Annotated in this window: 22 protein-coding genes; 14 read left to right on the plus strand and 8 right to left on the minus strand. The window is 73.1% G+C overall.

The genetic code is table 11. From position 1 onward, the window contains the following. Positions 1-4: 4 nt before the first annotated feature. Complete coding sequence (locus ACGFU6_RS32075; RefSeq protein WP_393616066.1) at positions 5-1234, plus strand: sensor histidine kinase; 1230 nt, start codon at positions 5-7, stop codon at positions 1232-1234. Positions 1235-1245: 11 nt separating this feature from the next. Further along, the gene (locus ACGFU6_RS32080; RefSeq protein WP_393616067.1) at positions 1246-1911 is read left to right on the plus strand and encodes a response regulator; all 666 of its coding nucleotides are present in this window, start codon (positions 1246-1248) and stop codon (positions 1909-1911) included. Between the two features lie 11 nt (positions 1912-1922). On the opposite strand, the gene ACGFU6_RS32085 is transcribed toward ACGFU6_RS32080, so the two are convergent. Next, positions 1923-2882 (minus strand): alpha/beta fold hydrolase, encoded by a 960-nt coding sequence (locus ACGFU6_RS32085; RefSeq protein WP_393616069.1) that lies wholly within the window; start codon positions 2880-2882, stop codon positions 1923-1925. A gap of 227 nt (positions 2883-3109) precedes the next feature. Continuing rightward, the gene (locus ACGFU6_RS32090; RefSeq protein WP_393616071.1) at positions 3110-3628 is read right to left on the minus strand and encodes a DinB family protein; all 519 of its coding nucleotides are present in this window, start codon (positions 3626-3628) and stop codon (positions 3110-3112) included. 197 nt (positions 3629-3825) lie between these two features. Here ACGFU6_RS32090 and ACGFU6_RS32095 point away from each other — a divergent pair, with 197 nt between their 5' ends. Further along, complete coding sequence (locus tag ACGFU6_RS32095) at positions 3826-4305, plus strand: hypothetical protein (protein WP_393616073.1); 480 nt, start codon at positions 3826-3828, stop codon at positions 4303-4305. 48 nt (positions 4306-4353) lie between these two features. Here ACGFU6_RS32095 and ACGFU6_RS32100 read toward each other — a convergent pair whose 3' ends face one another. Continuing rightward, on the minus strand, positions 4354-5616 hold the full coding sequence (locus ACGFU6_RS32100) for an MFS transporter (RefSeq protein ID WP_393616075.1): 1263 nt from the start codon (positions 5614-5616) through the stop codon (positions 4354-4356). A gap of 113 nt (positions 5617-5729) precedes the next feature. Here ACGFU6_RS32100 and ACGFU6_RS32105 point away from each other — a divergent pair, with 113 nt between their 5' ends. Continuing rightward, positions 5730-6107 carry an ArsR family transcriptional regulator gene (locus tag ACGFU6_RS32105; protein ID WP_393616076.1) on the plus strand — a complete coding sequence of 126 codons (378 nt, stop codon included), beginning with the start codon at positions 5730-5732 and terminating at the stop codon, positions 6105-6107. 34 nt (positions 6108-6141) lie between these two features. Here the strand turns inward: ACGFU6_RS32105 and ACGFU6_RS32110 are convergent, their stop codons facing one another. Next, positions 6142-6915, minus strand: coding sequence for an SDR family oxidoreductase (locus tag ACGFU6_RS32110; protein ID WP_393616078.1), 774 nt, complete (start codon positions 6913-6915; stop codon positions 6142-6144). 128 nt (positions 6916-7043) lie between these two features. Between ACGFU6_RS32110 and ACGFU6_RS32115 the strand changes: the two genes are divergently transcribed. Next, positions 7044-7382: a winged helix-turn-helix transcriptional regulator gene (locus ACGFU6_RS32115; RefSeq protein WP_393616079.1), complete on the plus strand. Its 339-nt coding sequence runs from the start codon at positions 7044-7046 to the stop codon at positions 7380-7382. A gap of 33 nt (positions 7383-7415) precedes the next feature. On the opposite strand, the gene ACGFU6_RS32120 is transcribed toward ACGFU6_RS32115, so the two are convergent. Further along, positions 7416-8420 carry a DMT family transporter gene (locus ACGFU6_RS32120; RefSeq protein WP_393616081.1) on the minus strand — a complete coding sequence of 335 codons (1005 nt, stop codon included), beginning with the start codon at positions 8418-8420 and terminating at the stop codon, positions 7416-7418. 191 nt (positions 8421-8611) lie between these two features. On the opposite strand from ACGFU6_RS32120, the gene ACGFU6_RS32125 reads away from it, so the two are divergent. Next, positions 8612-9514, plus strand: a complete 903-nt coding sequence (locus ACGFU6_RS32125; RefSeq protein ID WP_393616082.1) for a LysR family transcriptional regulator — start codon at positions 8612-8614, stop codon at positions 9512-9514. A 56-nt stretch (positions 9515-9570) separates the two neighbouring features. On the opposite strand, the gene ACGFU6_RS32130 is transcribed toward ACGFU6_RS32125, so the two are convergent. Both ACGFU6_RS32130 and ACGFU6_RS32135 read right to left on the minus strand, forming a co-directional pair. After that, positions 9571-10986, minus strand: a complete 1416-nt coding sequence (locus ACGFU6_RS32130) for a sensor histidine kinase (RefSeq protein ID WP_393616083.1) — start codon at positions 10984-10986, stop codon at positions 9571-9573. Next, complete coding sequence (locus ACGFU6_RS32135) at positions 10983-11660, minus strand: response regulator transcription factor (protein ID WP_393616085.1); 678 nt, start codon at positions 11658-11660, stop codon at positions 10983-10985. Before ACGFU6_RS32135 ends, ACGFU6_RS32130 begins: the two co-directional genes overlap by 4 nt. Positions 11661-11724: 64 nt before the next feature. On the opposite strand from ACGFU6_RS32135, the gene ACGFU6_RS32140 reads away from it, so the two are divergent. Next, entirely contained in the window at positions 11725-12873 is a 1149-nt protein-coding gene (locus ACGFU6_RS32140; RefSeq protein WP_393616087.1) for a glycosyltransferase, read from the plus strand. Further along, a complete protein-coding gene (locus ACGFU6_RS32145; RefSeq protein ID WP_393616089.1) occupies positions 12870-13868 on the plus strand; it encodes a GDP-mannose 4,6-dehydratase in 999 nt (332 codons plus the stop codon). Before ACGFU6_RS32140 ends, ACGFU6_RS32145 begins: the two co-directional genes overlap by 4 nt. On the opposite strand, the gene ACGFU6_RS32150 is transcribed toward ACGFU6_RS32145, so the two are convergent. Next, positions 13856-16711, minus strand: coding sequence for an FAD-binding and (Fe-S)-binding domain-containing protein (locus tag ACGFU6_RS32150; protein WP_393616091.1), 2856 nt, complete (start codon positions 16709-16711; stop codon positions 13856-13858). The genes ACGFU6_RS32145 and ACGFU6_RS32150 overlap by 13 nt on opposite strands. Positions 16712-16978: 267 nt before the next feature. Between ACGFU6_RS32150 and ACGFU6_RS32155 the strand changes: the two genes are divergently transcribed. From ACGFU6_RS32155 to ACGFU6_RS32180, 6 genes are read left to right on the plus strand one after another with little or no spacing between them, the layout of a single operon-like run. Next, positions 16979-18502 carry an ATP-binding protein gene (locus ACGFU6_RS32155; RefSeq protein ID WP_393616093.1) on the plus strand — a complete coding sequence of 508 codons (1524 nt, stop codon included), beginning with the start codon at positions 16979-16981 and terminating at the stop codon, positions 18500-18502. After that, a complete protein-coding gene (locus ACGFU6_RS32160; RefSeq protein ID WP_393616094.1) occupies positions 18499-18945 on the plus strand; it encodes a roadblock/LC7 domain-containing protein in 447 nt (148 codons plus the stop codon). Before ACGFU6_RS32155 ends, ACGFU6_RS32160 begins: the two co-directional genes overlap by 4 nt. Beyond that, positions 18942-19307, plus strand: coding sequence for a DUF742 domain-containing protein (locus ACGFU6_RS32165; RefSeq protein WP_393616096.1), 366 nt, complete (start codon positions 18942-18944; stop codon positions 19305-19307). Before ACGFU6_RS32160 ends, ACGFU6_RS32165 begins: the two co-directional genes overlap by 4 nt. Then, on the plus strand, positions 19288-19944 hold the full coding sequence (locus ACGFU6_RS32170; RefSeq protein WP_393616097.1) for an ATP/GTP-binding protein: 657 nt from the start codon (positions 19288-19290) through the stop codon (positions 19942-19944). Before ACGFU6_RS32165 ends, ACGFU6_RS32170 begins: the two co-directional genes overlap by 20 nt. Next, positions 19941-21206, plus strand: a complete 1266-nt coding sequence (locus ACGFU6_RS32175; RefSeq protein WP_393616098.1) for a cytochrome P450 — start codon at positions 19941-19943, stop codon at positions 21204-21206. The genes ACGFU6_RS32170 and ACGFU6_RS32175 overlap by 4 nt, the downstream gene beginning before the upstream one ends. After that, entirely contained in the window at positions 21203-22411 is a 1209-nt protein-coding gene (locus ACGFU6_RS32180) for a cytochrome P450 (RefSeq protein ID WP_393616099.1), read from the plus strand. The genes ACGFU6_RS32175 and ACGFU6_RS32180 overlap by 4 nt, the downstream gene beginning before the upstream one ends. Positions 22412-22422 lie beyond the last annotated feature (11 nt).

Consider the following 22422-nt stretch of genomic DNA (forward strand, 5'->3'; position numbering starts at 1 on the left):
CGCCGTGCCCGAAGCACAGAGCGCCCCCGAAGAGCGACACGTGCCCGCAGCGCAGGACGCCCCCGGGACGGGGGCGTCCTCGCGCCGGGAGCCCGGACCCCGCCCCGTTCCCGGTCAGGACCCCCGTGTCCAGTGGGTCCTGACGCTGTTCATCATCGGGTCCGCCTTCGCGACGGTCCGCCCGCTCGGTCTCGGCGGCCGGGGCCTCGCGGTCGCCGCGCTCCTCGTGGTCAACTCCCTCGCGCTGGCGGCACGCCACCTGCCCGAGGCAAAGGTGCCGCCCCGCGCGGCCCTGGTCTGGCTGAGCCTCGGCATCGTCGCGGCGGCCGCCCTGATCGGCGTCAGCCGCAGCGGTTCGAGCTATCTCTTCGCGTACTTCCTCGTGGGCCATGCCGGATTCCGGCTGCCGGTGAGGCAGGCCGTCACCCTCGCGGCGCTCTCCAGCGCGCTGTGCGCCGGCGTCCTGTACTTCCACCTCGGCCCCGGCCACCACGAGCTGCCCTGGGCCCTCGGCCTGAGCACCGGTACCCCGGTCGTGATGGGCATCGTGAACCGAGGCCGCCAGCGCGCCATCCGGGCGGTGATCGACGCCGCCGAGTCCGCCGAGCGGGCCGCCCGTGCCGAGGCGAAGGCGGCCGTCCTGACCGAGCGCGGCCGGATCGCCCGTGACGTGCACGACGTCCTCGCCCACTCACTGGCCGGCATCAACATGCAGCTGGAACTGGCGGACGCGCTGATCGAGACCGGCGACCTGGAGAAGGTCCGTGCGGCGAACCAGAAGGCGCACAGCCTGGTCAAGAAGAGCCTGGAACAGGCCCAGTGGACCGTGCACGCACTGCGCGAGGACGCCCTGCCCCTGGTCGGGAGCCTGACCGCGCTGATCGACTCCTCCGGCCACCGCGGCGCCCTCACCGTCAGCGGGACCGTCCGCGAGGTGCCGTCCCGGGTGACCCAGAACCTGCTGCGGATCGCGCAGGAGTCGCTGACCAACGCCGCGCGGCACGCACCGGGCAGCGAAGTCCGGGTGGGGCTGACGTTCGACGCCGCATCGACGACACTGAAGATCCGCAACAGTGCGGCGACCCGGGCGGTGCGCGCGGGCGTCGGCAGCGGAATGGGGCTGATCGGCATGCGGGAGAGGGTCGCCCTGCTGGGCGGGACGATCACCGCGGGCCCGGTCACCGAAGGACCGGACGAAGGCGGCTGGCAGGTGGAAGCAGTGATCCCGGCATGAGCGAAACCGGCATGAGCGAATCCGCTCGGAGCACCCAGCGGTTGCGGGTCGTCGTCGCCGACGACCAGGCCGCCGTACGCGAGCCGCTGGCCGCGGTCCTCGGTCTGGCCGACGACCTCGACGTCGTCGCGACCGCCGCGGACGGGACCGAGGTGCTGGCCGCGGTCGCCGCGGGGCCGGTGGACGTGGTCCTCATGGACCTGCGGATGCCCGTCATGGACGGCACCGAGGCGACCCGGCGGCTCACGGAGGAGCACCCGGACGTGGCCGTCGTCGTCCTGACCACCTTCGCCGACGACGACTCCATCCTGGCCGCGCTGAGCGCGGGGGCGCGCGGCTACCTCACCAAGAACGCCGGGCGCCGCGACATCACCCGTGCGATCCGGGCCGCCGCGGCGGGACAGTCCGTGCTCGACCGCGAGGTCCAGGACCGCCTCCTCGCCACGGTCCGCACGAGGCCCCCGGCACCCGGACAGCCGCTGCCCGGCGACATCACGCCCCGCGAGCGCGAGGTCCTCACGCTCATCGGCCGGGGCCTGCCGAACCGGGCCATCGCGGAGCAGCTCTTCATCAGCGAGGCCACGGTGAAGACGCACATCAACAACCTCTTCGCCAAGGCCGACATCAAGGACCGCGCCGACGCAGTCCGCCGCGCGATCGGAGCGGGCCTGGCCTGAGAAGCCATTGTTCAGCTCGCCGGTGTGGCGACCATGCCCTCGATCTCCTTGAGCACGAGGTCGGGACGGTCCTTCGGGACGTCGTGGGAGCTGCCCTTGGCGGTGACGAGCGTCCGGCCAGGCCCGCTCTTGACGAAGAGGGTGGCGGCGTCGCGCCAGCGCTGGGCGTCCACGGGGGACGCTTCGAGCGGGGTCTTCTCCGAGACGATGTAGGTGGTCGGCACCGCGTCCGGCCAGACGACCTTGTGGAAGGCGCGGTGCATCGGGACGTAGCTCGCCGCGGTGGACAGGAGCTGGCGGTTCCTCGGGTCGTCGGGGTCCTTCTTCGCGGCGGCGACCTGGGGCGCGCTCGCCGCCGCGAGACGGGCGATCTCCTCGTCGGTGAAGAGCTGGGGCAGATTGGCGTCGACCAGGACGGCGCCGGAGAGCATCTTCGGGTTCTCCTTCGCGAAGTAGTTCGCGATCTCCCCGGCCTGGGAGTGGGACACCAGGGTCACGTTCCCGGTGACACCCAGCTGCCGGAGCCCCGACTTGAGGTCACTGACCGCGCTCTGCACCTTCCACGGTCCGGGCACCACGTCGCTCTGGCCGAGACCGGGCCGGTCGTACGTGATGACGGTGGCGCCGGTGTCCGCGTGGAGCTTGGGGACGAGGTCGTTCCAGTACGAGGAGTCCTCGCCGCCGCCCGAGTCCAGGACGATCGTGCGGCCGTTGCCCTGTGTGACGTGGAAGGCCACGCGGTGACCGTCAATGGTGATCATGCGCAGCTTCGACGCGCCCGCCGCGGCAGCCGGAGAGGCCGCCGGGTGCGAAGCGGCGGGCCGCGGGGCGGCGGCCGGGTGCGAGGCGGCGGACTTGGGGGCGGGGTCGCTGTCCCCACAGGCCGTGACGGCCCCGGCGGTCAGGGTCAGCAGGGCGAGGGCCGACAGAGCGCGGTACGTGGACCGGTGCTTCGGGGAAAGGCGCGGCATGGCTGATCCTTCGGGGACTTGAGGTGCGGGCTGCTTGCAGGTCCAATCATTCGGAAATGCGGCAGGCCGAAGAATCCGCCTGACATGCCTGTCGGCGGTGGCGTTGAAGCCAGTGAGCACGCGGGGGTTAACCCCCGAAGACGATCACGCGACGCACTGTCCGGGAGCTCCGTACCCCGTGCGAGCCGCACGGGGTACGCGCCGTGAGAGGGGTCGGGCTGCCCCTTCTACTGCTCCAGGGACGCCGCCTCGGCCATCTTCGCCGTGGTGCTGGCGCCGTCCAGAGCCTCGCGGATGATGTCGGCGTGGCCGCTGTGGTGGGCGATCTCCCGGAAGACGTGCCACAGGACGTGGCGCACGGTCCAGGTGACCGGCTCCGGGGGCGACCAGGGGTACGCCGGCAGGGTGACCTGCCGGTCGAGATCGGCCTCCTCGCGCACCGTACGGTCGAACTCCGCGGCTGCGGCGTGGAATGCGTCGAGCAGCGCGGGCAGGGTGTCCGCCTCGGACATCCGGTTGCCGTCGGGGTCGAGGTCGGCCCACTCGACCTTGGCCGGGGCCGTGCCGTCGACCACGGCCAGCCAGGTCCGCTGCACCTGGGCCAGGTGCTTCACCAGTCCGCCGAGCGTCAGTTCGCTGTCGGTCGTACGGGTACGGGCCCGCACATCGTCGAGATTCGCGACGGTGTAGAGAAAATTGGTGCGCTGATCGGTCACGAGCGCGATGAGATCGTCACGTTCCGGCAAGTTTCCTCCTGATTCGAGATCAGGCCCACGTCAGGGCCTGGCGTCGTCCTCACATGAGCCCGACCGCACCCCGGCCACACTGTGAATGGCGAGCTCTTGGCCAAGCTGTGACCGGCGCCGTCGATTGCCGGACTTGCGGGTACGCCTTCGCCTGGGGCACATCGCTCCGCCCGCGCCAATTACGAGGAGTTGCAGTGGTGAGTTCCGAGGTCCCCGCTGACGGCCGTTCCGACTTCGATTTCGTCTTCGGCCACTGGCACGTGCACAACCGCAAGCTCGCGGACGTGACAGATCCCGCCTGCGAGGAGTGGATCGAGTTCGACGCGACGTCCGCCGCGGAACCCGTCCTCGGCGGCCTCGGACACACCGACCGGATCTGGACGGACACCTTCGAGGGATTCACGCTGCGCCAGTTCGATCCCGGAGCCCGGGTGTGGCGCATCTGGTGGGCCTCCAGTGGCCGCCCCGGACATCTGGACCCTTATGTGGAGGGCGCGTTCACCGACGGCGTCGGCCAGTTCTTCTGCGACGACGTGCTCGGTGGGCATCGGGTCAAGGTGCGCTTCCGGTGGACCACGCGCGACGTGAACGCTCCGCGCTGGGAGCAGGCGTTCTCCTACGACGACGGCGCCACGTGGCGGACCAACTGGACCATGGACCTGACCCGGAGGCCGTGACCGGGCCCCGAGCCCCGGACCCGGGCCCGCGACATCCCTCGCGGCCGGTCAGACGGGATCCGTCACCTGGCTACGGGTGGCGACGACCACCAGGCCTCCGATGACCGCGAGGCCCAGCAGGGCGGCGCCGAAGATCGTGGCACCGCTGGTCAGTCCCGCCGCGTCACTGAGGTATCCGGCGGAGACGGGCAGGACGCCGGCCGGAATGTAACCACCCACGTTGAGGGCGGCGTTGGCCTCGGCCAGACGCTGCGGCGGGACACTGGAGTTGAGCAGTGACAGGCCGCCGAGCTGCCCCATACCCTGGCCCGAACCGGCCAGCAGCGCAGAGATGATCAAGGCCGGCACCGACGAGGTGTGCACGGCGACGATCAGCGTGGTCATGCTCAGCGCGGTGCTGACCGCGCCCGCCGTGAGAACCGTGCGGCGGCGCAGTCGCTGCACGGCGAACTGCACCCCGGTGGCCGCGAGGAACATCGCGAACGCCATGGCGCCGACCACGATCCGGCTGGTGGTGCCGAGCAGTCCGGACAGCAGCGAGGGGCCGAGCGAGAGCACGAAGGACGTGGCGGTGATGCCGGGCGCGAACACCGCTGTACCCAGAACGAGTTGACGACCGTTGCCGCGCGGCACACCGGGCACCCGTACCCAGGCGCCCCTGGTCCGCACCTCGGGACCGCGCAACGGCATGCGCAGCACCGCGAGCAGCGCGGTGGCCAGCAGGAAGGCCTCCACGACGAAGACCGTGACGGTCGGCGCCGGTGCCGTCTCGGAGAGCACGCCGGCCAGCAGCGGGCCGAGCCCCGCACCGAAGACCATCGCGCAGGAGGCGAGCAGGGCGGCGATCCGCTTGCGCCCGGGTCCGGCGACATCGGTCACCGCGGCCATGCCGGCGGAGACGACCGCGCCGACCGCGATCCCGCTGAAGAGCCGCGCCACGATCAGCGCCGGCACACTCGTGGCGGTCGCGAAGATCAGGCAGGCCGCCATGGCAAGCCCCAGGGCGGGCAGCAGAACAGGCTTGCGGCCGACCCGGTCGGAGACCACACCGCAGACCAGGAGCGAGCCGACGAGGCCGACGATGTAGAAGGCGAACACCACGGTCAGGGTGCCCTTGGAGAATCCGATGTCTCGCTGCCACAGCACGTACAGCGGGGTCGCCGCGTTCGAGAGCACGAAGACGGCGGTGACCGGCCAGGCGGCCAGCCACACCCACCACAGCGGTGCGGGAGCCCGCCCGCCGGCCGGCGCGACGCCGTTCCCGCACCTCCCGTCGACGGCCTGGACGGATGCGGTCCGGGTCTCGGACATGACTGTTCCTCCCGATCTTCCCCCGCCGGAACCCCGGCAGTACGAGTCGAATCGAACTTAACATGCAGTACGATAGAACTCGTACATAGAAATGGCGTCACGAGGAGTTGCCCATGCCCGCGCCCACGACCCCCGCACCCGTCGTCAAGGCGCTTCCCGAGCCGTCCGGCCTGCCCGAACCGCTCCCCGAACCGGCAGTCGGCGATCTGCGCCTCGAAACGGTTCTCGGCGCTCTCAGCGACCCTCTGCGGCTGACCGTCGTCCGCAAACTCCTCCTGGAGTCCGAGGGCTTCGACCACACCTGCGGCTGGTTCGGCTTCGACCGCCCCAAGTCGTCCCTCACCCACCACTTCAAGGCGCTGCGCGAGGCGGGCCTCACACGCCAGCGCCAGTACGGTCTCGAACGCCGCAGCCATGTCCGTGTCGACGACCTCAACGCACGGTTCCCCGGCCTGCTCGACCTGGTGGCGGCCTGGTCCCCGCAGGCCTGACCCGGAAGGCCGCGACCGGGCCCCGGGCCCGCGCTCAGGCAGGTCTGCCGGCCGGGCCGCCGACGAGGACGGACCAGCCGCCGTCGACCCGCAGCGTCGTACCGGTGGCCACGGCGAGTACGGGGTCGGCGGCCAGTGCCACCGCGGCGGCGACGTCGTCCGGCTCCAGCATCCGGCCCAGCACGGACTCGCGGGCGAGGAGGGCGGCGCGCTCGCCGGTCAGGACTTCGGCGGTGGCGGGCGTCCTGACTGCCCCGGGGGCGACGACGAGCACACTGACGCCGTCGCGTGCGCTCTCCGCGGCGACGTGGCGGGCGAAGGTGGCCAGCGCGGATTTCGCGGTGCCGTGCGCGAGCCGGCCTTCGCCGGCGTAGTCCGCCGCGGTACTGCCGAGGTAGATGATCCGGCCCGCGCCCTGCGCCCTCATCGGCCCGAGGACGCGCTTGGTGACGTGGAAGGCACCGGCGAGCTCGTCGGTGACCTTGGCCGCGAAGTCCGCCCACGACAGGTCGGCCAGCGCGGCAAAGGGCGGCGGGGCGGTGTTGGCGGCCGCGACTACCGTGTCGATCCGCCCGTGGGTGGCGAGGATCCCGGTCACCAGTTCGTCGACGGCGGCCGGGTCGGTGACGTCGGCCCCGGCGCTCGACGCGCTGCCGCCGGTGGACTCGATGGCACGCACGAGCTCGGCAGCTTCGGCTTCACCGGTGCGGTAGTTGACGATCACGTGGTGGCCGCGCGTTGCGAGTTGCCGGGCGATGGCCGCCCCCAGGCCACGGGCGGCGCCGGTGACGAGTGTGGTCGGTTTCATGCTTCCTCCTCAGGGCGTGAGCAGGTCGCTAACCTAAGGAGAGCGCGGATGGGGCGGAAGGCGCTCACCATGTGGTGCGGTGCTCACCCGACGGTGAGCGCGCAGTCCAGGGCCCCGGGGGAGGCGTGATGGGTGACGTGTTCCACAAGGACTGCCCGGCGCGTGAGGTGCTGGGACACCTCGCCGGCCGGTGGGCGATCCTGATCCTCACGGCGCTGCTGGCCGAGCCGCTCCGCTATCACGAGCTCCGCACGGTGGTCGCGGGCATCAGCGACAAGAGCCTCGCGGCCACGCTCCGCTCACTCCAGCAGGACGGGCTGGTGCACCGCCGCGTCGGCACGGGCCGGCCGCCGTCCGTCACGTATTCGGTCACCGGCCTGGGCCGGGGCGCGGCGGCGGCGCTGGAACCGCTGCTGCAGTGGATCCGTGCCAACGCGGCGGACATCACGGCACGCCGCGAGAGGTGACCGGGCCCGGTCACGCCCGGGCGGAGCGAGCGCTCAGGACTCCCGGGCGGGAGACCGCCCGCCGCCCGGCTTCCGTTTCCCGCCGCCCGGCTTCCGCCGGCCCCCCACCTGGCTGCGTACTGCGCCCATGCTCGCGCCGATGACCAGGGCGATGGCCAGAGCGTCCGTGGTGGAGAGTGCCTGGTCGAGGATGAGGAAGCCGGCCGTGGCCGCGATGGCGGGTTCCAGGCTCATCAGGATCGCGAAGGTGGGCGCGGGCAGCTTGCGCAGCGCCATGAGTTCGAGGGTGTACGGGAGCACCGAGCTCAGCAGCGCGACCGCCGCGCCCAGGCCGAGCGTGCTGGGCACCAGGAGCTTCGAGCCGGACTCCACGATGCCGAGCGGGAGCGAGAGCAGGGCGGCCACCACCATGGCCATGGCCAGCCCGTCGGCCTGCGGGAAGCGGCGGCCGGTGCGGGCGCTGAAGATGATGTAGGCCGCCCACATGGCTCCCGCGCCGAGTGCGTACGCGGCGCCCACCGGATCGAGCCGGTCGAAGCCCCCGCCGCTCAGCAGGATGACCCCGCCCAGCGCGAGGGCCGCCCAGACGACGTTGACCAGGCGGCGCGAGGCGAACACCGAGAGGGCGAGCGGCCCGAGCACCTCCAGGGTGACGGCCGCGCCGAGCGGGATGCGGTCGGCGGCCTGGTAGAAGAGCGTGTTCATGCCGCCCATCGCGACGCCGAAGGCGAGCACCGTGCCCCAGTCGGCGCGCGAGTGGCCGCGCAGCCTGGGGCGGCACACGACGAGCAGGACGAGCGCGGCGGCGGCCAGTCGCAGGGTGACGACTCCGAGGGCGCCGGCCTTCGGCATGAGCAGGACCGCGACCGCCGCGCCGAACTGCACGGAGAGGCCGCCCGCGACCACCAGGGCGACCGGGGCGAGCGCGGCTCCGCGCCCTGCGGCGGGGGCCGGGCCGCCCGGTTCGCCGAGGGCGGTGACCGCCTCCGGCAGTGCGACTGCGGCGGCCGGTTCTGCGGCGGTGCCCTGGTCGTTCACCTGTGGCCCGACTTCCCTAGTTCACGAATACATCAGCTGCGTCGACTACGTCGACCTACATCGGCAAGTGCAATATGATGCACTGCTCAATTTAAGATACTGCACTCACCCCGTGCAGCCCATCCCCTTACCGTAGGCACCTGCGCGTGGCGCGTGAAATGCCGACTGGGCTCCCGTTATGCTTCCGGCGCATGAGTACTGGGCAGGGCACGGGCCGGAGCGCCGGACGCGGGGTCGAGCTCCGTCATCTGCGCGCGTTCCTCGCGGTGGCCGACGAGTCCAGCGTCACCCGGGCCGCCGCCCGGCTCCGGCTCACCCAGCCCGCCGTCTCACGGACCCTCGCCGCCCTGGAGCGCCACCTCGGCATCCGGCTCGTCGACCGCTCCACCCACCACCTGGCCCTCACCCCCGAGGGCGTCGTCTTCCGCGACAAGGCCGCCGCCGCCGTGGCCGCGTTCGACGAGGCCGTCGACCCCGGCGGGTTGCGGAGGTGGCCGCTGCGGCTCGGGCACGCCTGGTCCGCGTTCGGCCGGTACACCACACCGTTGCTCCGCAGCTGGCAGGAGCGGTACCCGCAGACCCCGCTCGAACTCCTGCGGATCGACGACCGCACCGCCGGGCTGACCCGGGGCGAGGTCGATGCCGCACTGCTGCGCGGCCCGGTCGAGGCGCCCGGCCTCCTCACCGAGGTGCTGTTCGACGAGGAACGGGTCGCCGCCGTGGCGGCCGACGGCCCGCTCGCCGCCCGCCCCGCGCTCCGGCTCGCCGACCTGGCGACCGGCACCGTCGTCCTGAACACCGTCTCCGGCACCACCACCCCCGACCTGTGGCCGCCGGACGCGCGCCCCGCCGCCACCCTCACCGTCGCCAACACCGACGACTGGCTGACCGCCATCGCGGCGGGCCGGGGGGCCGGCGTCTCCACCGCCTCGACCGCCGCCATGCACCCGCACGCCGGCGTCGCCTACCGGCCGCTCACCGACGCGCCGACCGTGCCGGTGCTGCTCGCCCGCCGTGACGCACCGGGCCATCCGGCGCTCGCCGATCTCGCCGCGCTGGCCCGGGAGATCGTGGCGCGGGACGTCCCGGGGTGAGGAGCTCCAGGGGCCCGCTGCCGGCCAGGGCCCCGATACCCGGCCCAGGGACCCCGCTACCCGGCCGGGGGGCCCGCGCCCTCGGCCGGCAACACCAGCCGGAACAGCGCCCCGCCGCCCGTAGCCGCTTCCGCGGTGAGCTCGGCCCCGTGCGCCCGGGCGATCTGGCGGGCCATCGCCAGGCCGAGTCCCGAGCCGGGCAGGGCGCGTGCCGCCTCCGCGCGGTAGAAGCGGTCGAAGACGTACGGGATGTCCTGCGGGGCGATACCCGGTCCGTGGTCGCGGACCGTGATTTCCAGGGCGCCCGCGCGGACGGCCAGGCCCACCTCGACCGGGCTGCCGGCCGGGCTGAACTTGGCGGCGTTGTCGAGCAGGTTGGTCAGCAGCCGGGTGAGGCGGGCCGGTACGCCGGGCCGGGTCACGGGCCTCGCGGCGGGGTCGGTGTCGAGCAGGAAGGGCACGGCCGGCCAGTGGGCGCGGGCGGTCGCAACCGCGTGCTCGGCCAGGTCCGCCGGCCGTACCTCTTCGAGGAGCGGCCGGGGCTCCTCGTCCCGGGCCAGTTCGATGAGGTCGTTCACCAGGCCGGTCACCTCGCGCAGTTGGCGGCCCAGCGCCCCCGAAGCCCGGTCGCGCTGTGCGTCGGTGAGCCGTTCGGAGCGGGCCAGGAGTTCCGCGTTGGTGCGCAGCGCGGTGAGCGGTGTACGGAGTTCGTGCGAGGCGTCAGCGACGAGCCGGCGCTGGGCGGTGACCGACTGTTCCAGCTCGCCGAGCATCGTGTTGAAGCTGGCGGCGAGCCGGGTCACCTCGTCCTGCCGGCCGGTCGGCCCCGGCAGTTCGATGCGGTGGCGGGGGTCCCGGGTGGCGGCGATGCGTTCGGCGGTGGCGGTCAGCCGGGTGACCGGCGCCAGCACGGTGCGCGCCACCCAGTAGCCGAGGCCCGCCGCCACCAGCACGCCGGTGAGCCCGACCGCGGCCAGCAGCCCGGCGGCCTGGCGGACCCCCCTCTGCACCGTGTCCGAGCGCAGCGCGACCTGGACGGCCCGCCCCTGGCCCAGGGGCGTGGTCAGCATCCGGACGGGTCTGCCGAAGAGCGTGATGTTGCTGAAGTACGGGGCGCGTTCACCCGCCGCGACCTCCCGGACCGGGGCGGACACCGGCAGGAGATACGGTGCGGCCGGGTCGTCGGCGGGTGCGGCGGGAACGATCTGCGCGCAGGCGGGGGCGGACAGGAAGCGGCACTCACCCGCCAGGACGTCCGGTCCCTCGCCCCGGTGCTCCTGGATCAGCCTGGTCGCCGACTGGGTCAGGTTCAGGTCGAGCTGGTGGAACATCTCGTACCGGATCACGAAGAAGGCCGCCGTGCACACGCCGAGGGTGACCAGCGCCACCGCGGCGGAGGCCGCCAGGGCCAGCCGGGTGCGCAGCGGTCGCTGCCGCCGCCGGCGTACCCCGGTCGGGCGGAGGCGGCTCATGCCGTGTCCAGGCGGTAGCCGATGCCGTGCACGGTGTGCACCAGTCGCGGCTCGCCGCCCGCCTCCAGCTTCCGTCGCAGGTAACCCACGTACACCGCGAGGGAGTTGGAGTCCGGGCCGAAGTCCTGGCCCCAGACGAGCTCCAGGATCGTCTCGCGCGGGAGCACCTGGCCCGGGTGGCGGACGAGCAGTTCCAGCAGTGCGAACTCGGTGCGGCTGAATTCGAGCGGGCGGCCCGCCCGGAGGCCGGTGCGGGTGGCCGCGTGCAGCGACAGGTCCGCGAAGGACAGCTCCTCGTCCGGCGGCAGCGGTGCCGCTCTGCGCAGCAGCGCCCGTACCCGGGCACCCAGCTCGTCCAGCGCGAAGGGCTTCACCAGATAGTCGTCGGCGCCCGCGTCCAGCCCGTCCACGCGGTCGCTGACCTGGTCCAGCGCGGTCAGGACGAGCACCGGCGTACGGTCGCCGACCGCCCGGAGCCGGCGGCAGACCGCCAGCCCGTCGAGGACCGGCATCATCACGTCGAGCACGATCGCGTCGGGCTGCCAGGACGCCACCTCGGAGAGCGCGGCGAGGCCGTCGGCGGCGCCGCGCACCTCGTGCCCCTCCACGGTCAGCGCGTCCTCGACGGCCGCCCGTACTTCCGGCTCGTCGTCGACTACCAGGATCTTGGTCATGCCGTGAAGACTCTCAAAACGGACTCTTAGAACCTTCTTAGGCCGCTTCGTGAGTGTGGCGGCCATGCGCACACCACTCTCCGTCGTGATCGGTGCGGGCGGCACCGGCGGCCACATCTACCCCGGTCTCGCGCTCGCCGACGCACTGCGCCGGGCCGCCCCCGACGCCCTGATCTCCTTCGTCGGGACCGAGCGGGGCCTGGAGACCGAGCTGATCCCGCGGGCCGGATACCGGCTGCACACCGTCGACATGATCCCCTTCGACCCGTCCCTGGGCGCCAGGCGCTACCTGCTGCCCGCCGCGCTCCTCAGATCCGGTGCGCAGTGCCGCTCCATCCTGCGCGCCCAGGGCGCCCGGGTCGCGGTCGGCATGGGCGGCTACCCGAGCGCGCCGGTCATCCTCGGGGCGCGGATGGCCGGGCTGCCCAGCGTGATCCACGAGTCCAACGCCGTCCCGGGCCGGGCCAACCAGTTCGCGGCCCGGCTCACCCCGAACATCACCGTCGCCTTCGACCGGAGCCGCGCCCACCTGTCCGGCGGGCAGGACGCGGAGACCGTCGGCATGCCGATCTCCGCGGAGCTCGCGGCCCTGGACCGGGTGGCGCTGCGCGACGAGGCGCGACGCGCCTTCGCGATACCCGACGGTGCCCGGGTGCTGCTGTTCAACGGGGGCAGCCTCGGCGCGGCCCGGCTCACCGAGGCCGCGGTCGGGCTCGCCGCGCGCCGGCGCCACCGGACGGACGTCCACCTGCTGATCAAGACCGGCCCGGCGGCGCTGGAAGCGACCCGGCGGCGGCTCGCCGACGTGGGCGCCGGGCACATCGCCCACGCCGTGCCGTACCTCGACCGGATGGACCTCGCCTACGCGGTCGCCGATCTGGTCGTGTGCCGGGCCGGCTCCGCGACCGTCGCCGAACTGGCCACCGTCGGGGTGCCCGCCGTTCTCGTGCCCTACCCGCACGCCCCCGGCGACCACCAGACCCACAACGCCCGCGTGCTGTCCGACGCGGGCGCCGCCCACCTGATGCCGGACGCCGAGGCGACCGCCGACCGGCTGTCGGCCCTCGTCGAACCGCTGCTCGCCGAACCGGCCCGGCTCGCCGTGATGGGCCGCGCCGCCGATCCGGGCTGTCACGGCCGGGCGGCGGACCTGCTCGCCGCCCGGGTCATCCGTCTCGCCACCCCTTCGTACGACATGGAGAACTCCGCATGAGCATCAACTGGAACGGCCGTACGGTCCTGGTCACCGGGGCCGAGGGCTTCATCGGCTCGACGCTGGTCGACATGCTGGTCGACCGGGGGGCGAAGGTCCGCGCGCTGGTGCACTACAAGCCGTACGCGGAGAAGGGGCACCTCGCCCGCTACCTCGACGACCCGCACGGCCCCGTCGAGATGATCGCCGGTGACGTGGGCGACGCGGGACGGGTGATGGACGCCGTGGCGGGCTGCGACACCGTCTTCCACCTCGCCGCGCTCATCGGCATCCCGTACAGCTACGACTCCCCCGGGGCCTACGTCCGGACGAACGTGGTCGGCACCGAGAACGTGGCGGAGGCCTGCCGCCGCCACTCGGTCCGCAGGCTGCTGCACACCTCGACGAGCGAGGTGTACGGAACCGCGCTGACCGCCCCCATCAGCGAGACGCACCCCCTCCAGCCGCAGTCCCCGTACTCCGCGTCGAAGATCGGCGCGGACATGATGGCGCTGTCGCACTGGCACGCCTTCGAGCTGCCGGTGACCGTCGTCCGGCCGTTCAACACCTACGGTCCGCGCCAGTCCGCACGGGCCGTGATCCCGACGATCCTGGCCCAGCTGCACGCCGGGGCGACGCAGGTCCGGCTCGGTTCGCTGACGCCGACCCGGGACTTCACCTACGTCACGGACACGGCCGCCGGGTTCCTCGCCCTGGCGGACTGCGACCGCGCACTGGGGCAGTCCGTCAATCTGGGGACCGGCCGGGAGATCTCCATCGGGGACCTGGCGACCGCGTTGATCGCCGCGTCCGGGCGGGACGCACAGGTGGTCGTCGACCCGGCCAGGCTGCGGCCGGGCGGCAGCGAGGTGCGGCGGCTGCTCTCCGACAACACCCGGGCCCGCGAGTGGGCCGGCTGGCGGCCGGAGGTCTCCCTGGAGGACGGCCTGAAGCTGACGTCCAGGTGGGTCGAGGAGAACCTCCGACTGTTCGCGCCCGGCCGCTACCAGGTCTGATCCCCGGACGCCTCCGGCTCGTCCAGCCCCGCTGCCAGCACCTCCGCCAGGTGCCGCGCCCGCACGCCCCCCACCTGGCTCAGCTGCGTCCGGCAGGAGAACCCGTCCGCGAGGATCTCCGTGCCGGGCGCCGCCTCCCGTACCGCCGGCAGCAGCGCGTCCTCGGCACAGGCGACCGACACCTCCCAGTGGCCGCGTTCGAAGCCGAAGTTGCCGGCCAGTCCGCAGCAGCCGCCGGCCAGCTCACCGGTCAGGCCCGCCCGTTCGCGGAGCCGGCGGTCCGGTCCGTCGCCCAGGACCGCGTGCTGGTGGCAGTGCGTCTGGCCGGTGACCGGGCGGTCCAGGTGCGGGGGCCGCCAGTCGGGGGCGTACTCCTCCAGGTACTCGGCCAGCGTGTGGACCGAGGCGGCCAGCTCCGCGGCGCGCGCGTCGTCGGGCAGGAGTTCCGGCAGGTCCGTGCGCAGGGTGGCCGCGCAGCTCGGTTCGAGGACGATCACCGGGGAGCCGTGGGGGCCGGCCAGCCGGTCCAGGGTGCGGCGCATCACCGAACGGGCCTTGTCCAGCTGGCCCGTCGAGACGTACGTGAGGCCGCAGCACAGCCCCCGGCCGGGCGGGATCACCCGGCGCCCCGTCGCCGCCTCGACGACCCGCACCGCCGCCCGGCCGACCTCGGGCGAGAGGTACTCGGTGAAGGTGTCGGGCCAGACGGTGGCCACCTCGTCGTTGGAGAAGAGGTGCGTGCCCCTGCCCCGGCGCCGGTTCAGCCACCGGGTGTACGTCTCGCTCGCCAGCACCGGGATGGAGCGCTCCGGCGCGATCCCGGCCAGCCGTTTGGCGAGCGCCGCGAGCGGGCGCACCCGGGCCGCGGCGTTCAGCGCGCCCGCGAAGGGGGCCGCCAGGCGCAGCCACTGCGGGAGCCGTCCCAGCGCGTAGTGCGAGGCGGGGCGCAGCCGGTGGCGGTAGTGGTGGTGCAGGAACTCGGCCTTGTACGTGGCCATGTCCACGCCCACCGGGCAGTCGCTGCGGCAGCCCTTGCAGGACAGGCAGAGGTCGAGCGCGTCCCGTACCTCCGTGGAGCGCCAGCCGTCCGTGATCACGCCGCCCGCCGGGCCGGCCAGCATCTCGTGCAGCAGCCGGGCCCGGCCCCGGGTCGAGTGCTCCTCCTGGCCGGTCGCGCGGAAGGACGGGCACATCACGGCCGTTCCCGGGGCTTCCCGCGTACGGCATTTGGCGACGCCGACGCACCTGCGCACCGCCGCCGAGAAGTCGCCGCCGTCGTGCGGGTAGCCGAAGGCGACGTCGACCGGTGCGCGCGGCAGCACGTCGAAGCGGAGGTTCTCGTCGAGGCGGGCCGGGCGGGCGAGGATGCCCGGGTTCATGCCGCCGTCCGGGTCCCACAGGTCCTTGAACCGGCCGAAGAGGGCGACCAGTTCGTCCCCGTACATCCTGGGCAGGAGTTCGGCGCGGGCCTGGCCGTCGCCGTGTTCGCCGGAGAGCGATCCGCCGTGGGCGACCACGAGGGTGGCCAGTTCCTCGGAGAAGGTGCGGAAGCGGGTGACGCCGTCGGTGCTGAGCAGGTCGAAGTCGATCCGGACGTGGATGCAGCCGTCGCCGAAGTGCCCGTACGGGGTGCCGCGCAGCCCGTGTTCGGTGAGCAGGGCGCGGAAGTCGCGGAGGTAGGGGCCGAGGCGGGCGGGCGGCACCGCGCAGTCCTCCCAGCCGGGCCAGGCCTCGCTGCCCTCCGGTGTGCGGGTCGCCGTCCCGGCCGCGTCCTCCCTGATCCGCCACAGCGCCCGCTGCCCCGCCGGGTCGGTGACGACGGCGGTGTCCACGGCGTCCGGGGCCGCCGCCCGCGCGATCCGCTCCGCGTGGGACCGCGCCTCGGCGGGTGTCGCACCGCCCGTCTCGACGAACAGCCAGGCCGCGCCGCGTGGCAGCCCGGCCGGTTCGCGTACGAGGTCGGCGGCCATGCCCTCGACGGTCAGCGGGTGGTGCGGGAGGAGGCCGGGGGCGGCCTCGGCGGCGGCGGACTCGTCGGCGTAGCCGAGTACGGCCAGCGCGCGGGCCGCCGGTGCCTCGACGAGCCGCAGCGTCGCCTCCGTCACCACGCCGAGCGTGCCCTCGCTGCCGCAGAACGCGCGGGCGGGGTCGGGGCCGCGCTCGGGCAGCAGGGCGTCCATCGCGTATCCGGAGATGCGGCGCGGGAGCCCGGGGAATCCGGTGCGCAGCAGGGCGAGGTGGGCGGCGACCAGCTCCGTCAGCCCGGCGGGTCCGGGCGCGCCGGGTTCCAGGCGCAGGGTGTCGCCGCCGTAGCGGGCGACGGTCAGCGCGTGGACGTTGTCGGCGGTGGTGCCCCAGGCGACCGAGTGCGAGCCGCAGGAGTTGTTGCCGATCATCCCGCCGATGGTGCAGCGGCTGTGCGTGGAGGGGTCCGGGCCGAAGGTGAGCCCGTGCGGGGCGGCGGCGGCCCGCAGGTCGTCCAGGACGACGCCCGGCTGGACCACCGCGCTGCGGGAGGCGGGGTCCAGTTCGAGGATCGAGCGCAGGTGGCGGGTGAGGTCGAGGACGACGCCGGTGCCGGTGGCCTGCCCGGCGATGGACGTGCCGCCGCCGCGCGGCACCACGGGCACCCCGTGTGCCCGGCAGACGGCGAGCGCGGCGGCGATGTCGTCGGCGTCGCGCGGGGCCACGACGCCGAGGGGCACCCGTCGGTAGTTGGACGCGTCCATCGTCGTCAGGGCCCGTGCGGTGGCGTCGAACGCGACCTCGCCGCGTACGGCCGAGCGCAGCGCGTCGGCGAGTGCGGTGCGGTCGGGGCCGGTTGTTGCCGCGCGGGGTGTCATCCGGCCAGGATGCCGCCGGTCCGCGCCGGTGTGCCGTCCGGGCCCGCGCGTTTCCGCCGAATACGTCAATACGTCTGAATCTGTCGGGCTCCCGAACATATACGCAACAGAGAGCACCACAAGTTCTTCCCAAACAGATCGTCAATTCTCATATAGTGACTCAGACTTGTCTGGGAATAACTTCTTCCAGTTGTCGCATTTAATACTCACCGTACCGACTTGCCCGAACCGTCCCGTCCGCCGTCGTCCGCGTCCCAAGGACTCCGCTTGCGCCCCTCAACCAAGCCGACCGCACTGGCCCTGCTGGTCACGGTGGCCATCACCGGATCCCTGTGCCTCTGGGCCGTCGTAGCCGCCCCCGACTCGGCCAGGACCGCAGTGGCATGGGGAGCGGGTGCCGCCGCCGTGCTGCTGTCCGCCGCCGTCGCCACCACCGTCCACGCCCGCGCCACGCTGCGCCGGCTGCGGGAGAAGCACGCGGCCGAGAGCAGCCGGTTCACCGCCGAGACCTCCCGGATGGTGTCCGCCTCCGCCTACGACGCCCAGCGCTTCACCGCCGAGACGGCAAGGATGAAATCGGCCGCCGCCGCCGAGACGGACCGGATCAGCGCACAGGCCTCGGCCGACGCCGAGCGCCTCACCGCCGAGATCGCCCGGCTCAAGGCCCGCGCCTCGCGCAGCGAGACCGAGCGCTCCGCCGCCGTCGCCGCCTGTGCCAACGCCGCCGGCCGGATGCAGGCGCTCGCCACGAGCATGCTCGCCGACCTGCGCGACATGGAGAACCGGCACGCCTCCGAGGACGTCCTGGGCGATCTGCTGCACCTGGACCACCGCACCGCCCAGGCGGGGCGGCTGGCCGACTCCATCGCCGTGCTGACCGGCGCCCGCTCCGGACGCCGCTGGGCGAAGCCCATCGTCATGGAGTCGATCCTGCGCGGCGCGATGGGCCGGATCAGCGGCTACCAGCGCATCCGCCTGCACTCCACCAGCGATGTCGCCGTCGCCGGGCACGCCGCCGAGGGCGTCATGCACGCCCTGGCCGAACTCCTCGACAACGCCGCGAACTTCTCGCCGCCCACGGCCGAGGTCCACGTGTACGTGGAGGAGGTGCCGGCCGGCATCGTGCTGACCGTCGAGGACAGCGGCCTGGTCATGAGCGATGTGCAGCTGCGCCGCGCCGAGCGCGCCGTCTCCGCGCGGAACCAGGACCTGACCGGCCTCTCCGGCACCCGGCTCGGCCTCGCCGTCGTCGGCCGGCTGGCCCGCAAGCACGGGCTGACGGTCTCCTTCCGGCCGTCGGCACGCGGTGGCACCGGCGCCCTGATGATGCTCCCGCAGGAGATCATCGCCCGGACCCCGATGGCCGCCCCCGCCCCGGCACCGTCGGCCGCCCCGGAACCCGACGCCCTGCCCTCGGCCCCGCGCGAGCCCGAGCCGGTCCACACCTCCGGAACCGACCGCGGCGGCGCCGCCCAGGACAGCTCCCGCACCCAGGAGCTCCGGCGCTCCGACTCCCTGCCGGCCGCCGCCCCCGACGCCACCCCGGGCTCCGACACCACCGGCGGTCTCCCCCGGTTCGGCGAGAGCGGCCTGCCCAAGCGCTCCCGCGGCCGCACCCTCGCCGCCGCCGAATCCCGCGCCAGAGCCTCGGCGGACGCCGACGCCGACGCACCCGACGGAACGAACCCCCGGACCCGTACGTCCGACCCCAAGGCACAGGCAGCCCGCTTCAGCAGCTTCCGCCAGGCCGTACGGCCCACCTCCCCGCACCCGGAAGGCAACACCCGATGACCGCGACCACGGACGAGAAGCTCAACTGGCTGCTGGAGGGGCTCCTTGAGCGCACCCCCGGCGCCCGCCACGCCCTCGTGCTGTCCAGGGACGGCCTCAAGCTGTGCCGTACCCCCGAGCTCTCCGTAGACCAGGCTGACCAGCTGGCAGCGATCTCGGCCGGCATCCAGAGCCTGTCGCACGGCGCGTCCGTCGAGTTCGGCGACGGCACCGGCGGCGTACGGTCCGCGATGGCCGAGTTCTACGGCGGCGTGCTGTTCATCGTGGAGGCGGGCGCGGGCGCCCACCTCGCCGTCGTCGCGTCCGAGGACGCCGACGTCGGCCTCGTCGGGCACAACATGAGCGAGCTCGTCGAGCAGCTCGGCGAACACCTCGTGGCCCCGCCGCGCGAACCCTCCGGACCTCCCGGCACCCCCGGGGCCGCCGAGAACGCGGCCGTATGACGACCCGCGCCCGTCCCGGCCGGGACGACGACCCGGACCGGCTGTACACCCTCACCGGTGGCCGCAGCCGCTCCGACTCGGCCGCCTTCGACCTGGTGACCCTCGTCGTCTCGGAATGCGAACCGGCCCCCGGTATGCAGTCGGAGCACGTCGCGATCCTGCGAATGTGCGAACGGCCCACCGCGGTCGTCGAGATCGCCGCGGGCCTGAACCTGCCCGTCAGTATCGTGCGCATCCTGCTGTGCGACCTGCTCGACACCAGCCGGATCAGCGCCCGCCACCCTCGTACCGCACGCGTCGCGGACCGGCTCCCCGACCCCGACATCCTGGAACAGGTGCTCGTTGGACTCCGCAACCTCTGACCGTGCCGCCCTGCAGGCCACGGCCGACAACGGACTGAAGATAGTCGTCGTCGGTGGCTTCGGGGTCGGCAAGACCACCATGGTCCGATCCGTGAGCGAGATCCGTCCGCTCAACACGGAGGAGACGATGACCCGTGCGGGCGAGGCGGTCGACCACCTCGACGGCGTGCACTCGAAGACGTCCACCACCGTCGCCTTCGACTTCGGCCGGATCACCCTCGACGCACGCTCGGTGCTGTACCTGTTCGGCGCGCCCGGCCAGGAGCGCTTCTGGTTCCTGTGGGACCGGCTGTTCTCCGGGACGCTCGGTGCCGTCGTCCTCGTCGACACCCGGCGCCTCGCCGACTCCTGGTACGCCATCGACCGGCTGGAGCACCACGGCACGCCGTTCATCGTGGCGTGCAACGACTTCGGCGGGCCGCTCCACACCGAGCAGCAGATCCGGGAGGCGCTCGACCTCTCCGAGGACGTACCCCTCGTGGAGTGCGACGCCCGGGACCGGTCGTCCAGCAAATACGTCCTGATCACACTGGTGGAGCACCTGTACGCCCTCTCCAGGGGCACGGCCGGCACCTCCTCCGCCGCCACCACCCGTCCGGAGACCACGCCGGAGAAGACCCCGGAGCACGCCCCGTGACCCAGCCCACCGAACCACCCCCGGGCTGCCCGGCGCACGGCCGCGTGCCGCTGTCCGGGCCGCGGTTCCAGACCGAACCCACCCGGCTGTACCGGGAGATGCGGCGCGACCACGGCGCCGTGGCACCCATCACGCTGGACGGCGACATCCCGGCCTGGCTGGTGCTCGGCTACCGCGAACTGCACCAGGTCACCAGCGACCCGGTGCTGTTCAGCCGCGACTCCGACCTGTGGAGCCAGTGGGAGCGCATCCCCGACGACTGGCCGCTGCTGCCGATGATCGGCCGCAAGCAGCCCTCGATCCTCTACACGGTCGGCCCCCGGCACGTCGAGCGCGCCCGGATGATCAGCGACGCCCTGGAGGCGGTCGACCCCTTCTCCCTCAAGCGTCACGCGGAGGAGTTCGCCGACGAGCTGATCGACCGGTTCTGCTCCAAGGGCGCCACCGACATCATCGCCGAGTACGCGATGCTGCTCCCCGCCCGCGTCCTGGCAAGGCTCTACGGCTTCAGCGACGAGATCGGCGACGCGCTCGTCGGCTCGATCAACGACATGATCGACGGCCGGGAGCGGGCCCTCGCCGGGCAGCAGCACCTGGGCACCTCGATGGCCCAGCTGCTGGCCGACAAGCACGCGGTGCCCGAGGACGACGTCGCGACCCGGATGCTGGCCGACCCCGGCGGCTTCACGGACGAGGAGATCGCCCAGGACCTGATGGTCATGATGGCCGCGGGCCACCAGCCGACCGCCGACTGGATGGGCAACTCGCTGCGGCTGATGCTCACCGACGACCGGTTCGCCGCCTCGCTCTCGGGCGGCCGGCACAGCGTCGCCGAGGCCATGAACGAGGTCCTCTGGGAGGACCCCCCGACACAGAACGTCGCGGGCCGCTGGGTCTCGCGCGACACCCACCTCGGGGGCCGCCACCTCCAGGCCGGCGACCTGCTGCTCCTCGGGATCGCCGCCGCCAACGCCGACCCGCAGGTCCGCACCGACGGCTCCGCGCTGACCGGCGGCAACAACGCGTTCCTCTCCTTCGGCCACGGCGAGCACCGCTGCCCCTTCCCGGCCCAGGAGACCGCCGAGGTCATCGCCCGTACCGGCATCGAGGTACTGCTCGACCGCCTCCCGGACATCGATCTCGGCGTCCCCGCCGAACAGCTCACCCGGCGCCCGTCGCCCTGGCTGCGGGGCCTGACCGACCTCCCCGTCGCCTTCACGCCCACTCCTGCCACAGGACCCGCCAACGGAGGCCAGCAATGACCCGGATCGTCCTCGACCCCTTCGTCGCCGACCTCGACGGCGAGGGCGCCGCGCTGCGTGCCGCGGGCCCGCTGGCCGAGGTGGAGCTGCCCGGCGGCGTGCACTGCTACGCGGTGACGCACCACGCCGAGGCACGACAGCTGCTGACCGACGCCCGGATCGTGAAGGACATCAACGTCTGGGGCTCCTGGCAGCGCGGCGAGATCCCCCTGGACTGGCCCCTGATAGGCCTCGCCAACCCGGGCCGCTCCATGCTGACCGTCGACGGCGCCGACCACCGCCGGCTGCGCACCCTGGTGGCGCAGGCCCTGACGGTGAAGCGGGTGGAGCGGCTGCGGGCGGGCATCGAGGCGCTCACCACCGCGAGCCTGGACCGCCTCGCGGCCCTGCCCCGGGGCGAGAAGGTCGACCTGAAGGCGGAGTTCGCGTACCCGCTGCCGATGAACGTCATCAGCGAGCTGATGGGTGTCGACGGCGCCGACCACCCCCGCCTCAAGGAGCTGTTCGAGAAGTTCTTCTCGACGCAGACCCCGCCGGAGGAGGTCCCGCAGATGATGGCGGACCTCGGCGCGCTCTTCACGAAGATCGTCGACAGCAAGCGGGCCGAGCCCGGCGACGACCTGACCAGTGCCCTGATCGCGGCCTCCGACGACGGCGACCACCTCAGCAACGAGGAGATCGTCAACACCCTCCAGCTGATCATCGCGGCCGGCCACGAGACGACGATCAGCCTGATCGTGAACGCCGTCGTCGCCCTCCAGACCCACCCCGAGCAGCGCAAGCAGGTGCTCGGCGGCGAGGTGCCGTGGGAGAACGTGATCGAGGAGACCCTGCGCTGGAACACCCCGACGTCGCACGTACTGATCCGCTTCGCGACCGAGGACGTGGCGGTCGGTGAGAAGGTCCTCCCCAAGGGCGAGGCCCTGATCGTCTCCTTCGGCGCACTGGGCCGGGACGAGGAGCAGTACGGGCCGACCGCGGGCGAGTTCGACGCGACCCGCTCCCCCAACCGCCACATCGCCTTCGGCCACGGCCCGCACGTCTGCCCGGGTGCGGCCCTGTCCCGGCTGGAGGCGGGGGTCGCACTCCCCGCGCTCTACGAGCGCTTCCCCGAGCTCGAACTCGCGGTCCCGGCCTCCGAGCTGCGCAACAAGCCGATCGTCACCCAGAACGACCTGTTCGACCTCCCGGTCGAACTGGGCTGACCCGGCCCCCC

Source organism: Streptomyces sp. NPDC048462 (genome assembly GCF_043200175.1).
Taxonomy (GTDB): domain Bacteria; phylum Actinomycetota; class Actinomycetes; order Streptomycetales; family Streptomycetaceae; genus Streptomyces.